At 67.4% G+C, this 14,968-nt stretch carries 15 protein-coding genes; 9 read left to right on the top strand and 6 right to left on the bottom strand.

Going from position 1 to position 14,968, the window contains the following annotated elements:
- Window positions 1–126 precede the first annotated feature (126 nt).
- The 6 genes from ABI214_RS10490 (at window position 127) to ABI214_RS10465 (ending at window position 4,814) form a co-directional block, all read left to right on the top strand.
- Complete coding sequence (locus ABI214_RS10490; RefSeq protein WP_348609839.1) at window positions 127–1,044, top strand: TauD/TfdA dioxygenase family protein; 918 nt, start codon at window positions 127–129, stop codon at window positions 1,042–1,044.
- 59 nt (window positions 1,045–1,103) lie between these two features.
- Complete coding sequence (locus ABI214_RS10485; RefSeq protein WP_348609836.1) at window positions 1,104–1,508, top strand: hypothetical protein; 405 nt, start codon at window positions 1,104–1,106, stop codon at window positions 1,506–1,508.
- A 153-nt stretch (window positions 1,509–1,661) separates the two neighbouring features.
- Window positions 1,662–2,018, top strand: coding sequence for a YidH family protein (locus ABI214_RS10480; protein ID WP_348611487.1), 357 nt, complete (start codon window positions 1,662–1,664; stop codon window positions 2,016–2,018).
- 2 nt (window positions 2,019–2,020) lie between these two features.
- The gene (locus ABI214_RS10475) at window positions 2,021–2,350 is read left to right on the top strand and encodes a DUF202 domain-containing protein (protein ID WP_348609833.1); all 330 of its coding nucleotides are present in this window, start codon (window positions 2,021–2,023) and stop codon (window positions 2,348–2,350) included.
- A gap of 164 nt (window positions 2,351–2,514) precedes the next feature.
- A complete protein-coding gene (locus ABI214_RS10470; protein ID WP_348609831.1) occupies window positions 2,515–3,351 on the top strand; it encodes a mycofactocin-coupled SDR family oxidoreductase in 837 nt (278 codons plus the stop codon).
- Complete coding sequence (locus tag ABI214_RS10465; protein ID WP_348609828.1) at window positions 3,348–4,814, top strand: MFS transporter; 1,467 nt, start codon at window positions 3,348–3,350, stop codon at window positions 4,812–4,814. Before ABI214_RS10470 ends, ABI214_RS10465 begins: the two co-directional genes overlap by 4 nt.
- Window positions 4,815–4,818: 4 nt before the next feature.
- On the opposite strand, the gene ABI214_RS10460 is transcribed toward ABI214_RS10465, so the two are convergent.
- The 4 genes from ABI214_RS10460 to kstD form a co-directional block, all read right to left on the bottom strand.
- Entirely contained in the window at window positions 4,819–5,214 is a 396-nt protein-coding gene (locus tag ABI214_RS10460) for a CD225/dispanin family protein (RefSeq protein WP_348609826.1), read from the bottom strand.
- Between the two features lie 142 nt (window positions 5,215–5,356).
- A complete protein-coding gene (locus ABI214_RS10455; protein WP_348609824.1) occupies window positions 5,357–7,198 on the bottom strand; it encodes a cholesterol oxidase substrate-binding domain-containing protein in 1,842 nt (613 codons plus the stop codon).
- A gap of 108 nt (window positions 7,199–7,306) precedes the next feature.
- A complete protein-coding gene (locus tag ABI214_RS10450) occupies window positions 7,307–8,167 on the bottom strand; it encodes a MaoC/PaaZ C-terminal domain-containing protein (RefSeq protein WP_348609821.1) in 861 nt (286 codons plus the stop codon).
- 14 nt (window positions 8,168–8,181) lie between these two features.
- Window positions 8,182–9,882, bottom strand: a complete 1,701-nt coding sequence (gene kstD / locus ABI214_RS10445; RefSeq protein ID WP_408585864.1) for a 3-oxosteroid 1-dehydrogenase — start codon at window positions 9,880–9,882, stop codon at window positions 8,182–8,184.
- A gap of 164 nt (window positions 9,883–10,046) precedes the next feature.
- Between kstD and ABI214_RS10440 the strand changes: the two genes are divergently transcribed.
- Together ABI214_RS10440 and dmpG are read left to right on the top strand one after the other, a co-directional pair.
- Window positions 10,047–10,949, top strand: coding sequence for an acetaldehyde dehydrogenase (acetylating) (locus tag ABI214_RS10440; RefSeq protein ID WP_348609815.1), 903 nt, complete (start codon window positions 10,047–10,049; stop codon window positions 10,947–10,949).
- 5 nt (window positions 10,950–10,954) lie between these two features.
- Entirely contained in the window at window positions 10,955–12,025 is a 1,071-nt protein-coding gene (gene dmpG / locus ABI214_RS10435; protein WP_348611483.1) for a 4-hydroxy-2-oxovalerate aldolase, read from the top strand.
- 78 nt (window positions 12,026–12,103) lie between these two features.
- Here dmpG and ABI214_RS10430 read toward each other — a convergent pair whose 3' ends face one another.
- Both ABI214_RS10430 and ABI214_RS10425 read right to left on the bottom strand, forming a co-directional pair.
- Window positions 12,104–12,436, bottom strand: coding sequence for a hypothetical protein (locus tag ABI214_RS10430; protein ID WP_348609812.1), 333 nt, complete (start codon window positions 12,434–12,436; stop codon window positions 12,104–12,106).
- A 1-nt stretch (window position 12,437) separates the two neighbouring features.
- A complete protein-coding gene (locus ABI214_RS10425; RefSeq protein WP_348609809.1) occupies window positions 12,438–13,595 on the bottom strand; it encodes a Rieske 2Fe-2S domain-containing protein in 1,158 nt (385 codons plus the stop codon).
- A 217-nt stretch (window positions 13,596–13,812) separates the two neighbouring features.
- Here ABI214_RS10425 and hsaA point away from each other — a divergent pair, with 217 nt between their 5' ends.
- Window positions 13,813–14,961 carry a 3-hydroxy-9,10-secoandrosta-1,3,5(10)-triene-9,17-dione monooxygenase oxygenase subunit gene (hsaA, locus tag ABI214_RS10420; RefSeq protein ID WP_348611480.1) on the top strand — a complete coding sequence of 383 codons (1,149 nt, stop codon included), beginning with the start codon at window positions 13,813–13,815 and terminating at the stop codon, window positions 14,959–14,961.
- Window positions 14,962–14,968: the final 7 nt, after the last annotated feature.

Here is a 14,968-nt window from a genome sequence, read left to right as displayed (position 1 = left end):
TCAGTGTCTTGACGGTTTAAGTCACTGACTGATACTTTTCCGGGGACGTTCTCGCCGGCCCGATCGGTCGCGGGCGTCGGGCGGTGGTGTGTCCGGAGCGGGATCCCTCGAGAGCAGGAGGCTTGCATGACAACGCTGACCAACAGTCGAACGGTCGACATCGGTGGCCACTCGATCGAGTTCGGTCCTCGTGGAATGCGCAGGTGCGCAGACGGATTCGAGTCGATTCCGTACACGCAGTTCGAGGTGCGGCCGGTGACGCCCTACATCGGGGCGGAGATCCACGGCGTGGACCTGCGGGATCCGAGCGCCGAGGTCGTCGAGGAGCTCCGTGGGGCACTGCTCGAGTGGAAGGTCGTGTTCTTTCGCGACCAGCGGATCACCGGCGCCCAGCACCGCGACTTCGCCCGGCACTGGGGCGAACTCGAGGTCCACCCGCTGCTGCCGCAGGGGGAGGTGCCCGAGGTGGTCCACTTCGAGCGCGGCGAGGACAATCCGGGCACCGAGAACATCTGGCACGTGGATGTGACGTGGCAGAAGCGCCCGCCGCTCGGATCGGTGCTCCGCGCCCTGGATGTTCCCCCGGCCGGCGGCGACACGCTGTGGGCCGACATGGGCAACGCCTACGACTGCCTGTCCGACGAGGTCAAGGAGCGGATCGAGGGTCGCGTCGCGATTCACGACTTCGTGCCGTCGTTCGGCCGCTCGATGGGGCCCGAGAAGCTGGCCGCGATGAAGGAGCAGTATCCGCCAGTCGAGCATCCGATCGTCCGGATCCATCCCGAGACCGGTCGGCGGACGTTGTTCGTCAACAGCCTGTTCACCACCCACATCCCCGACATGGACCCCACCGAGGGCGAGGCGCTGCTGCGCCACCTCTTCGATCAGGCCAAGGTGCCGGACTTCCAGTGCCGGTTCCGGTGGCAGCCGAACTCGATCGCGTTCTGGGACAACCGCGCCACGCAGCACTACGCCGCCAGCGACTACTTCCCGCACCGGCGTGTGATGGAGCGGGTGGCCGTTCTCGGCGACGTCCCGGCCTGATTCGGCCTCGAACGACCACGGAGAGTGAGTTTTTCATGGCCTAGTCCACGCCGGCCTCGATGTACTGCCTGCGCGACGGCGAACGAAACGTGCTGCGAACCCAGCCCACCGTCAGCGCGTCGTACGCGAGCGATGGTGGACACATCGCCTACGGCGGAGGGACTTTCGAGATCGGGACCAACGAGGCATTGATCCTCGAGGTGACGCCGCCGGAATGCCACTTCTGGAACATTCATCTCGGCGACTACTGGGGGCAATCACTCGACTACACCTATCGACAGACCTCGCTGAACGGCCACCAGGCAGTCCTGGACTACGACGGCGTGTTCCGCGCGGTCGTCGCGCATCGCGATCCCGGTGTCGCGAACTGGTTGGACACCGCCGGGAACGCTTCACTCGGTGCGTCTGCCGCTGGTGGCTCGCGACGGCTGTCGATCTGCCGACGCCGACCGTGCGTAAGGTGAGGGTCGCTGATGTACTGGCCGAGTTGCCCGCCGCCACGAGGCGGGTGGGCGCGGACGAGCGGCGTGCGACGCTCGGTCGCCGACGCGCCGCAGTGCTGAAGCGTTACGTCCGTTGAGCGGATCGATGAGCAAGGAGGACCGGGCGCGGTGACGATGCGAGGGTGGCGACCCAGGGCGTTCCGGGAAGGCGACGATCCGGACCCGCGGTTCACGCTCGCGAACGAGCGGACCTTCCTCGCCTGGGTCCGCACCGCGCTGGGGTTGATCGCGGCGGCCGTCGGCCTCGAAGCGTTCGGGTCCGACGTCGTCGGACCCGCGATCCACACCGTCCTCGTGGTGGGTCTGCTCGTTGGTGCGGTCCTACTCGTCATATTCGCGTTCGCGCGCTGGATGGCCGTCGAGGCGGCGATGCGCACCGGGCGGAGCCTGCCCGTGCCCGCGATCGCGGCACTGCTGGCGTGTTTGATTGCCGGTGCCGGCGTCACCCTCCTCATCGTGGTGGTGCGCTGACCGTGGCGGCCGCGGCCCACCAGGATCCGGGCCTGCAGCCCGAGCGGACGGCGCTCGCGTGGGTGCGCACCGCCGCGAGCCTGGCGGCGGTCGCCTTCCTGTGTCTGCGGTACGTGCCGGGATCGTCGGTTGTGGTGCAGGTGATCGGTATATGGGCGATAGCGGCGGCGTCCGTGGTCGTGGTGACTGCGCGCCGTCGGTACGAACGCGCGAGTGAGCACTTCGGGGCCGGTCGCGTCGTGTATCCGTTCGCGATCATGCTCGGCCTGGCCGTCACTGTCGTGGCCCTGGCGACGGTGTCGGCCGTCGTCATTCTCGTCGTAGGTCGGTGACGATCGCGCCGCATTCCCCAACCGCGGCGTCGATTGTGATTCCGTGGGGGTGCACGAACTTCCCGCTGGCCGGGACTTGTGTCCGGTGTCACATCCTGGGCGGGTAGTGATAGTTGCGGACCCCGTGTGTCGTCACGGTCCCCGATCTCGAGGAGAACAGCAGCATGGAGGAGTTCGAAGGCAAGGTCGCACTGATCACCGGCGCAGCCCGGGGGCAGGGCCGGTCGCACGCCGTGGCGTTTGCCGAGCGCGGTGCCGACATCGTCATCTGTGACCGGTGTGAGAACAGCGATTCGGTGTTCTACCCGCTCGGCACCGAGGAGGACATGGCCGAGACCGTGCGTCTCGTGGAGGCGACCGGGCGCAAGTGCATCGCGGTCAAGGCGGACACCGCCGATCGCGCGGCCATGGACGACCTCGTCAGGCGCGCCGAGTCCGAGTTCGGCCGCGTCGACATCGCGGTCGCGAACGCGGGTGTCTCGGTGGCCGCCCCGGTGCAGTCGATGACGTCGGCGCAGTGGAACGAGGCGATCGGCAGCAACCTCACCGGTGTCTTCAACACGATCGCCGCGGTGTCGCCCGGGATGATCGAGCGCGGCTACGGCCGGATCGTCACGATCTCCTCGATGCTCGGCCGGGCCGGAAACACCAACATGGTCGCCTACGCCGCGTCCAAGTGGGGCGTCATCGGCATGACGAAGAGCGCGGCGCTGGACCTCGCCCAGAACGGCATCACCGTCAACGCCATTGCGCCGGGCAACATCTCGACCGGCATGATCCACAACAAGGCGCTCTACTCGATGATGCGTCCCGACCTGGAAGAACCGACGATGGACGACGTCGCCCCGGTCTTCCAGTCCCTGCACGCGCAGCCGGTTCCGTGGCTCGATCCGTTCGAGATCACCCGCGCCGTGCTCTTCTTCGCCGCCGAGGCCAGCTCCCACATCAGCGGCACCGTGCTCCCGATCGACGCTGGTAACGCCGCCCGCGTGACTGGGTGATCGCCGCCCTGTCGCCCGCTCCGCGCACTGCGCGGAGCGGGCTCGTCATCGGTGTCCTCAGCCTGAGCGGGATCCTGGTCGCTCTCCTGCAGACGCTCGTGGTGCCGGTCTTACCGGCGTTCGCGGTCGATCTCGACGTTCCGCCGACCAGCGCTTCGTGGCTGGTGACCGTCACGTTGCTCACCGGTGCCGTCGGCACACCGCTGATCGGCAGGCTCGCCGACATGTTCGGCAAGCGCGCGATGATGCTGGTGTGTCTCGGACTGATGGTGGCGGGTTCGGTACTCGCTGCCGTGGGACCGGGATTCGCCACGGTGGTCACCGGTCGCGGGCTGCAAGGTTTCGCGATGGCTCTGATGCCGGTCGGGATCAGCATGATGCGCGACGTCCTCCCACCCGAACGGCTCGGCGGCGGTGTCGCGTTGATGAGCGCGACGATCGGCATCGGCAGCGTGTTCGGGATGCCGCTGTCCGGTGTTCTCCACGAGCACCTCGGCTGGCAGTCGCTGTTCTGGGTGCCCGCCGGGTTCGCCGTCGCGATGGCGGCGCTGTTGCCGTTCGTGGTTCCCGAGTCGAACACCCGCGCCGCCGGACGGTTCGACTATCGGGGCGCAGTGGTGCTGACGTCGGCGTTGACCGCGGTGCTGCTCGCGATCTCGAAGGGCGGCGTGTGGGGGTGGGGGAGCGCACCCACCGTCGGGCTCGCAGTTGCCGGAACGATCGGCCTGATGTCGTGGATCCCGATGGAGCTGAGGACGTCACATCCGCTCGTCGACCTGCGCACGTCGATGCTGCGTCCGGTGCTGGTCGCCAACCTGTGTGCACTGCTCCTCGGCTTCGCGATGTTCCTCAGCTCCTACGCGTCCACACAGGAACTCCAGGTTCCGACGTGGACCGGACACGGCCTCGGCCTGAGCGCGACGGCCGCCGGTCTGGTGATGCTGCCCGGCGGTGCCGTGATGATCCTGCTGGCACCGGTGTCGGCGGCCATGATCCGTGATTGGGGTGCCCGGGTGACGCTGGCTGTCGGCGCGGGCGCGATCGCCGTCGGATTCGCCGAACGCGGCGTGTTCGGCACCAGTGTGCTCTGCGTCGGAATCAGCGCGTTCGTCGTCTCGGTGGGCGTCGCGTTCGCGCTCGCCGCGATGCCGGTGCTGATCACGCACGCTGTCCCGCTCGACCAGACCGCGTCGGCCAACAGCGTCAACAGTCTGGTGCGGGCCGTCGGAACCTCGACCGCGAGTGCGGTGGGTGCGGCGATCCTCGCCGCGTCGGCCGTGACGGTCGGCGCCGTGGCCGTACCCGCGGCGGCCGGATTGGACCGACTCTTCTGGCTCGGGGCGGCGGTGTCGGCCGTGGCGCTCGTGGTGATCCTGTGCGTGCCACTCGCGCAGGCCCGAACCGTCGGCGGTTCGACGGCACGCGACGACGCCGACACGGCCGACGTGCTCCCGACGCGGTGAGCGACTACCAGCCCCTCCCGTGGTGGTGCCAGTTCTCGTCGTAGCCGCCGTGCGAGATCCACACCGCGGCCATCACGATGTAGGCGATCGCGACCAGCACGAGGATGCCGCCGAGGATCCACAGCGACAGCTGACCGAGCTTGCGGACCCGGTCGGACGCGTACTGGGCCCCCGCATAGTCGCCGCGGGCCCACCGCGGATACACCTCGAACGCGTTGCTGAATGCCGCGAAGGCGAGCGGCCAGAAGGCGACCAGCGTGGCGACCGCCCATCCGGCGTTGCTCGGCGGCGGGCCCGACGCCTGCTGCGGGGCGGCCGGTGGCGGGGGAGGAGGCGGAGCGGGTTCCGTCGGGCCGGAAGGCGACTGGGGAGGAACCGGGTCCGGATTGCTCGATGTCATGACAGCACTCCCTCGTTCGCGTCTGTCACCGATCACTTCCGACGGTACGCCGACGCCGAGTCGCGCGTGGATACGACGACGCCGGTGGCGCCACGCGTTTTGGGCGCGGCACCACCGGCGTCGGTGCGTGGATCGGCCCGGGTTACGGGAGTAGCTGATCCATGAAGTTGTTCGAGTAGATCCGGTGCGGGTCGAGCAGGTTGTACCGCGTCCGTGCCGTGTCCCAGTTGTCCGACGTGGGAACGCCCGCACGGTAGGTGGCGGGCATCTTGTTCGTGATGATGTCGGCGTCGGTGTACGGGTTGGGGCCGAACGCCCAGCCCTTCGACCACTCGGGGCGGAACGTGGCGGTGTCGTTGTTGTAGTGCTCCCGCATCCACTGCTCCATCTCCTGATAGAACTCGAACATGCCGGGGGTGCCCGGAACGCCGAGGACATTCAGCCAGATGGCGACGTCCCAGTCGGAATGATCTGGACGCGGACGGGTCGCTGCGATGGTCGGCGAACCGGCCGATGGAACCTTGACGTCCGACGCCTGATCGAGGCCGCAGCAGCGGATCTCGACCGGGCCGTTCAGCGGGTACTGCCCCTTGGCGCGGTAGTACTCGATGCGGCCGTGGAACCACTGCGTGAAGTCGTGGATCACGGTCGCGATGTTGGCGCGGCTGGTGACGACGGCGCCGCCGCCCTCGGTGAGGCGCAGAGTGGTCGCCTTGATGTAGAACTGGACGTCCTTCGACCAGCCCCAGATGTCACTGGAGTTCGTCGCGGCCAGACCGAGCTTGGTGATCTCGTACATCTGCGGACCGAACTGCTGTGCGATCGCGGGGTTCCCGGAAATCATCGCGCCGATCATGTCGGTGATCGACTCCGGCAGGTTGTCGGAGAACACGTAGTTGTACGGGCCGGTGACCTCACGCGACTGAGCCGGCTTGCCCGCGAGCGAGCCCAGCGAACCCAGCGATCCGGACGAGCCGGAGCTGCCGTTCCCCTCCGGCTTGTCCGCTGTGACCGTCCACGCCTTCATCCACGGCTTGTCGGTGAAGGGGTACCAGATCGCCTCGGCGCCACCGCACTCGGCGACGAACTTCTCGAACGTCCGGCCCGAGGCGCCCTTCGCTGCGAACAGTTCCTCCCAGTGGATGTCGGTGTAGCTCTGGCACCGCATGCGCACGTTGGGACCGGCCTGCATCGTGACCGAGGTCAGGAAGCAGCGACCCAGGTTGGTGAGCATCGGGAGAATGCCGGGATCGTTCCGGCTGTAGGTCTTCAGCGCGTACTTGCTGCCGTCCCACACGACGGCGGTGAGTTCGGTGACGAGGTTGCTCAGCGAGCCGTAGGTATGGCCCGGCAACGTGTCTGCACCCTCGGCAGGCAGCGCCGCACCGTGTGCGTTGACGGCGAGCGCGCCGCCGATCGACAGCACGCCCGGAGCCGGTAGGTTGGCCCAGCCCAGGTTGAACTTCTGCAGCTCGGTGACGATCGCGTCGAGCGTCGCGCCGGCACCCGCGGTGACGGTGGCCGGCGAGCCGTTCGCGTTGACGCTGACGCTGTTCAGGTGCGTCAGGGTGTCGGCGAGGATCACCTTTTCGACGTTCGACCCGTTGACGACCGTCAGCGGCGTCCAACCGTGCATCGCGCCGCGGGGGCGGAGCTTGTAGTCGTTCTCGTGTGCCCAGTTGGCGAGGCGCACGACGTCCTCCGGCGTCTTCGGCGAGCACACCCACGTCGCGTCCAGCATGATCTCCTTGGACCAGTTCTGGTACGCCTGCTGGAACAGGGAGATGTCCGAGGGGAAGTTCGGCGGCGTGGGGAGCGGTGCGGCCGGTCCCGAGGAACCGAGCGAACCGAGGGAGCCGGAGGATCCGGCGGGAACCGCGAACGCGGGGGTCCATCCGCCGACCACGGCTCCGGCCGCCAGTGCGCCGGCGCCCGCAGCGAGGAATCCTCGCCGCGACAGCCGGGGCTCGTCGATTGACGTCATTCGTGTACTCCAAGGTGTCGAGGGGGAAAGAGAAACGGGTGCAGTTATGCCCGGTCGGGTCGACGAGCACGTCGACCCGACCGGTACAGCTATTCGACTGGGCGTCCGCTACGCGACGGTGAGCACGACGTCCGCCAGGGCGGGCGAGTCGTCGCGCTCGGGAACCGTTGCCGAGAGCAGCAGTCGGTCGCCCTCGCGCCAGATCCGAGTCCGGAGCGTCTCACCGGGATAGACCACACCGGCGAATCGGGCCCGAAATCCCTTGACCCGATCGGCATCACCGTCGAGGACGGTGTCGGTCGCCGCCTTGCACACGATTCCGTATGTGCACAGCCCATGAAGGATAGGCGCAGGGAAGCCCGCCGCGGAGGCGAATTCGGGATCCGAATGGAGAGGATTGCGATCTCCGCACATGCGGTACAGGAGCGCCTGCTGCGGGAGGACGGGTGAGAGCACCTCCGCGTCGGGCTGACGGTCGGGGAGCGCGACGGACTCCGACGGCCCGCGTTCGCCTCCGAACCCGCCCTCGCCGCGCGCGAAGATCGACGACCGCGCCGTCCACAGCGGCGATCCGTCGAGCGCCACCGTCGAGGACTCCTGCACGATCACCGCGGCCTTGCCCTTGTCCCACACCTCGACGATCCGGGTGGTGGTCCGTGCCGACCCGCTGGCCGGAATCGGCTGGTGCACGGTCACTTCCTGGCTGCCGTGGACGACCTTGGCCAGGTCGATCTCGACGCCCGGGAACGACACACGCGGAGCCTCGGTCGCGTGGATGTTGGCCACAACCGTCGCGAACGTCGGCAGCACCTGCGGCTTGGAGTCGTCGAGGTAGCGCAGCTCGCGCGGATCGAGCGGACGGGAACCCGCCCCGATGCCGAGGTGGTAGAGCTGCACGTCGGACGGTGTCCAGGAGAACTCCTGGGCGGGGAGCTCGGCTCCGATCGCGATCGAGGGATCGATGGGCACTGGTGTATCTCCTGTCAGTTCGTCACGGATTCCGCAGCGGCACGGGCGCGGTCGGCGATGTCGAGCACGGCGAGGTACGCGAACGTCATCGCGGGACCGATCGTCGCGCCGGGGCCGGCGTAGGTGTGTCCCATGACCGGGGAGCTGCAGTTGCCCGCGGCGTAGAGCCCGGCGATCACGGAGCCGTCCTCGCGGAGCGCGCGGCCGTCGACGTCGGTGACGATGCCGCCCTTGGTGCCGAGGTCGCCCGGGACCATCTTGATCGCGTAGAACGGCGCCTTGGTGATCTCGGCGAGGCTGGGGTTCTTCAGGCGCGGATCGCCGTAGTAGTGGTCGTATCCGCTGTCGCCGCGACCGAAGTCGTCGTCCTTGCCGTTGCGGGCGAAGCCGTTGAACCGCTCCACCGTCTCGGTGAGGGCGTCGACGGGCAGCCCGGTCTTCTCGGCGAGCTCGGCGATCGTGCCGGCCTTGACGATGATTCCGGCCTTGAGCCAGCGGCCCGGGAACGGCGAGCGCGGGGTGATGCCGGCGAAGGTGTACCGGTTGCGGTAGCGCTGGTCGAGGATCATCCAGGTGGGGACGTTCTCGCCCGGACCCTCGCCCTGGCCGTACTCGCCGCCGTACATCGTGTGGACGGCCTCGACGTACGGAGCGGCCTCGTTGCCGAATCGCTTGCCACGGGTGTTGACCATGATGCAGCCCGGCAGCGTGCGCTCGGACAGCGCGAACCACGGTCCGCCGGTGAGCGGGATAGACGGACCCCACCACGCGTCGTCCATGAAGTCGACTGCCGCGCCGAGCTTCTGGCCGGCGACGATTCCCTCGCCGGTGTTGGCCTTGGCGCCCACGGTCCACTCCGTGCCGATCGGTGCGCGCTGGTACTTCTTGCGCATCTCGTCGTTGTGCTCGAAGCCTCCCGAGCCCAGGACCACACCGTGGCGGGCGTGGATGATCTGCTCCTCGCCGTCGACGAGCACCTTCACGCCGCGCACGACGTCGCCCTCCGTGTAGAGATCGGTGAGCGGGGTGTTCAGCAGGATGGGGACGCCGGCGTCACGGAGGCCGATCCGCAGACCGGCCATCAGGGCCTGGCCGCGCACGAGCAGATCCTTGCCGCGTGCCTTCGCGGCCAGGAAGCGCATGCCGACCTTCATCGCGCGCAGCGGGCCACGACGGTTGCGCATCAGCAGGTTCAGCCAGCGGTAGTCGGCCTGCGTGATGACGAAGTTCTTGGGAGCCTTCACGTAGTCCGGCTCGAGGTTCTTGCGGTCGTCGCCGAGACGGTTGCCGTCGAACGGGGTCGGCTCGACGGAGCGACCGCCGAGACGTCCACCGGGCGCCTCCGGGTAGTAGTCCGAGTAGTTCGGCACCCACTGCAGTTCCAGTGCACTGTTCTTCAGCACGAACGAGAGCATCTCCGGGCCGCGATCGATGTAGGTGTCGATCTTCTCGGGGTCGACGACGTCGCCGATGATGCTGTGCAGATAGGTGCGGGCCGCATCGGGGGTGTCGGTGACGCCGTCACGCTGGAGCACCTCGTTGTTCGGGATCCAGACACCTCCGCCCGACCGTGCGGACGAGCCGCCGTAGTGGGCCGCCTTCTCGACGACGACCACGCTCAGGCCCTGGTGTGCGGCGGTCAGGGCGGCCGTCATACCGGCAGCACCGCTACCGACGACGACGATGTCGTATTCCTGCTTGCTCATGTAGAACACGTTATAGAATGGTGGGGCTGCCAGTCCATGCTTTCTGCCAGTAAGTATGGCTGGAGGCATCCGACCGTGACGTTGACAAACGAACACGCGTTGCAGTTCTCTTCGTGGAGTCGGTGTTCGTCTGTGCTCGTCGCGGAAATCCTGCGATTCGAGTAGGAGTTCGCATGACGAAGGCAAGTGTCGCGATCGTGGGTTCCGGCAACATCAGCACGGACCTGCTCTACAAGTTGCAGCGATCCCAGTGGCTCGAGCCTCGCTGGATGATCGGCATCGATCCCGCCAGCGAGGGACTCGCACGGGCCCGGAAGATGGGGCTCGAGACCACCGCCGAGGGTGTCGACTGGCTGCTGAACCAGACCGAGAAGCCCGACATGATCTTCGAGGCGACGTCCGCGCACGTGCACCGCGCCGCCGCCCCCAAGTACGCCGAACACGGGATCCGCGCAATCGATCTCACCCCCGCCGCGGTCGGCCCGGCCGTCGTCCCGCCGGCGAACCTGCGCGAGCATCTCGAGGCGCCGAACGTCAACATGATCACGTGCGGCGGCCAGGCGACGATCCCGATCGTGCACGCGGTCTCCCGTGTCGTCGACGTGCCGTACGCGGAGATCGTCGCGTCGGTCGCGTCGGTCTCGGCCGGACCCGGTACGCGCGCGAACATCGACGAGTTCACCAAGACCACCAGCCGCGGCGTCGAGGTGATAGGCGGCGCCGACCGGGGCAAGGCCATCATCATCCTGAACCCGGCGGATCCGCCGATGATCATGCGCGACACCATCTTCTGTGCCATCCCGGAGGATGCCGACCGCGATGCGATCACCGAGTCGATCCATCAGGTGGTCGCGGACATTCAGCAGTACGTGCCCGGCTATCGGTTGCTCAACGAGCCGCAGTTCAGTGACCCGACCGTCGTATCGGGCGGGCACGCCACTGTCACCACCTTCGTCGAGGTCGAGGGTGCGGGCGACTTCCTGCCGCCCTACGCAGGCAACCTCGACATCATGACCGCGGCGGCAACCAAGGTGGGCGAGGAGATCGCCCGACAGCTTCTGAGTGTGGAGGCGTGAGCGACATGAGCAACAGCGGCAAGACGGCGAACCGGACCGACGGCATCCACTTCGACGGCGCCTGGGACATCCGAATCACCGATACCTCGCTCCGCGACGGATCGCACCACAAGCGGCACCAGTTCACCGGTGCGGAGGTGCGTGACATCGTCACCGCCCTCGACGGGGCCGGCGTGCCGGTCATCGAGGTCACTCACGGCGACGGTCTCGGTGGCTCGTCGTTCAACTACGGATTCTCGAAGACCCCGGAGCAGGAACTGATCAAGATCGCCGTCGACACGGCGAAGCGGGCGAAGATCGCGTTCCTCATGCTGCCCGGCGTCGGCGTCAAGGAGGACATTGTCGAGGCGCAGGACAACGGCGCGTCGATCTGCCGTATCGCCACCCACTGCACCGAGGCCGACGTCTCCATCCAGCACTTCGGGCTGGCCCGCGACCGCGGGCTCGAGACCGTCGGCTTCCTGATGATGGCGCACACCGTCTCGCCGGAGAAGCTGGCCGAGCAGGGCCGCATCATGGCCGATGCCGGCTGCCAGTGCGTGTACGTCGTCGACTCGGCCGGGGCGCTGGTTCTCGAGCAGGTCGCCGAGCGCGTGGAGGCGCTCGTCCAGGAACTGGGCCGGGATGCCCAGGTCGGCTTCCACGGGCACGAGAACCTGGGCCTGGGGGTGGCGAACTCGATCGCAGCCGTCCGGGCGGGCGCCAAGCAGATCGACGGCAGCACCCGACGTTTCGGGGCCGGGGCCGGTAACGCTCCGGTCGAGGCACTCGTCGGCGTGTGCGACAAGATCGGGGTGAAGACCGGGATCGACTTCTTCGCGATCGCCGAGGCCGCGGAGGACGTCGTGCGTCCCACGATGCCGGCCGAGTGCCTGCTCGACCGGCAGGCCCTGATGATGGGCTACGCGGGCGTGTACTCGAGCTTCCTCAAGCACGCCGAACTGCAGGCCGAGCGCTACGGCGTCTCCACCGCGGAGATGCTCGTGCGTGCCGGCAAGCGCAAGCTCGTCGGCGGCCAGGAGGATCAGCTCATCGACATCGCGCTCGAGCTGCAGCACGAGGCGGCGTCCCGCTAGTTTCCGCACCCGAACGACGAAGAAGGGGCGCGCATCCTGCCGGATGCGCGCCCCTTCTCCTGCCTCCCCCCACACCAACTACGACTGTGGGTCGCGCACCTCGAGGATGCCCTCCATCACTGCGTGGTTGATGCTGTTCAGCAGCCGCGGGCAGGTCTGCCGCGACCCGGTCCGGCCGCCGGATCCGGTGAATTCCGGACACACCTTCGCCGGGTCGTCCTGCCACTGAATGCTTGTGTGCTTGTAGCTGTTCTTCCGAACGAGCACGCAGGTTCCGCACGTACGGCACTGCACCTCGTGGAGCCCCTCCTCGAGGTACGAGTGCAGATCGGCTGCGGTCTGTGCGCGGACGGCCTCGACCCGGGCCGGGCTGTCTGCGTAGTTCGGGGCCTTGGCCCAGGTCGAGGTCATGTCACACCCCCGTCTTGTGATCGGCGGCCTCGGCGGCGGCCTTCTCCTCCGCCTGACGCGCCAGGTTCGCGTCGACCTCACGCTGCCAGGCCTCGACGGCCTTGGTGGTGTCGATCTCGAACTCGAAGCGCTGCGTCGCCTTCTCGTCGATGTCGGCGACGTCGACGTAGAACTGGTCGTACCAGCGGCGCAGCTGGTAGACCGGGCCGTCCTCCTCGCACAGGAGCGGGTTCTCGATCTTGGTCTTGTTCTTCCAGATCGCGACGTCCTGCTCGAAGCCCATCGCCACGCCCTCGGTGAACTTGCGGGCGAGCTTGTTGCTGGTGGCGTCGTCGAGGCCCTTCGGCTTCTCCACGCTCACGCCGTACATGAGCATGAACGAGTCCTGGGTGACCGGGTAGTGGCAGTTGATCAGGACGCTCTCGACCTTGTACCCGCTGTAGTTGTTGTGCAGCCAGTTGACCATGTACGACGGGCCGAAGTACGACGCCTCGGAGTCCAGCACCGAATCGCCGTACTGCGTGCCCATGCTGCCGACGTCCGGCCGGCCGTGGTTCTGCAGGTACTGGGTCGCGACGTGGCCCTCGAAGACGTTCTTGAAGTACTTCGGGAACCCGAAGTGGACGTAGAAGAAGTGCGCCATGTCCACGACGTTGTCGACGATCTCGCGGCAGTTGGAGCCCTCGACGAGTATCCGGTTCCACTGCCAGTCGGTCCACTCGTCGGTCATGACCTGCGGCAGCTCCGGGATCGTGACGTCGTCCGGCGGCGGGTTGCCCTCGGGGTCGTTCCAGATGAACAGCTGCTTGTTGCGCTGCAACGTGGTCCACGAACGGGTCCGCGCGATCGGCGGCACGCGCCGGGCATACGGGATGTCCGTGCACTTGCCGTTGCCGCCCCAGCGCCAGTCGTGGAACGGGCACGCGACGGAGTCGCCCTTGACCTCGCCCTGGCTCAGGTCGCCGCCCATGTGCCGGCAGTATGCGTCGAGCACGTGCAGCTTGTTCTGGCTGTCGGCGAAGACCACCAGCTTGGTGCCGAACGCCTCGACCGCGTGCGGCTTGCCGTCGAGGAATTCGCTCTCCAGGCCGATGCAGTGCCAACCGCGTGCGAAACGCGTCTGCGGAGCTCCCACATCGATCTCACGAATCTGCGCCATCAGTACCTCACATCCCTTCTAGCTGTTGGTAGAACACGTTATAGAACTTCGCTCGATTCCGCTAGATTTCGCGCGCTTGGTATCGCCACCGACTACCGATTACCAGTGGAATTCACGTTCCCTCGACATGGAAGAGAACGTGTTCTAGTCTCAGGGACAAGTGAACATCGATTACAGACGGGAGCGTCCAGTGGGTGACCATGACAGCCGCGAGGTGATGCAGCGGATCGACGCGCTACTGCCGGTGCTGCGTGAACGCGCGCAGGAGACCGAGGATCTTCGCCGCATCCCCGACGAGTCCATCAAGGCTCTGCAGGAGACCGGTTTCTTCCGGCTGGTGCAGCCCAAGCAGTGGGGTGGCATCGAGGCCGATCCCGTCACCTTCTACACCGCGGTGCGCAACATCGCGAGCGCCTGTGGCTCCACCGGTTGGGTCGCCGGCATCCTCGGCATCCACAACTGGCACCTGGCGCTGTTCGACCAGCAGGCCCAGGCGGACGTCTGGGGTAACGACACCGACGTCCGGATCTCGTCGTCGTACGCGCCGATGGGTGCCGGCGAGGTCGTCGACGGCGGATACAAGGTCAACGGCGCGTGGGCCTGGTCGTCGGGCTGTGACCACGCCTCGTGGGTCGTCGTCGGCGGTCCGGTCATCAAGGACGGCCGCCCGGTCGACTTCGGCAGCTTCCTGATCCCGCGTGAGGACTACGAGATCGACGACGTGTGGAACGTCGTCGGGCTCAAGGGCACCGGCAGCAACACGGTCGTCGTCAAGGACGTGTTCGTGCCGCGGCACCGCTTCCTGAGCTTCAAGGCGATGAGCGACCTCACCGCCCCGGGTCTGCAGCAGAACACTGCTCCGCTCTACAAGATGCCGTGGGGCACGATCCATCCCACGACCATCTCGACCCCGATCGTCGGCATGGCGTACGGCGCGTACGACGCGCACGTCGAGCACCAGGGCAAGCGCGTGCGCGCGGCCTACGCAGGCGAGAAGGCCAAGGACGACCCGTTCGCCAAGATCCGCATCGCCGAGGCGTCCAGCGACATCGACGCCGCGTGGCGTCAGCTGTCCGGCAACGTCGCCGACGAGTACGCGAAGCTTCTTGCCGGCGAGGAGATCCCGATCGAGCTCCGCCTGCGTGCTCGCCGTGACCAGGTTCGTGCCACCGGTCGTGCGATCGCATCGATCGACCTGCTGTTCGAGAACTCGGGTGCCACGGCCCTCGCGAACGGCACGCCGATCCAGCGCTTCTGGCGCGACGCACACGCGGGCCGGGTCCACGCGGCCAACGACGCCGAGCGCGCCTACGTGATGTTCGGTGGCGCCGAGTTCGGTCTGCCGCTCACGGACACGATGGTCTAGGAGATTC

Origin of the sequence: Prescottella soli (assembly GCF_040024445.1) — a bacterium.
GTDB lineage: Bacteria > Actinomycetota > Actinomycetes > Mycobacteriales > Mycobacteriaceae > Prescottella > Prescottella soli.
Note: the sequence above shows the minus strand (reverse complement) of the source record. Positions and strands in the feature narration are given on the sequence as shown.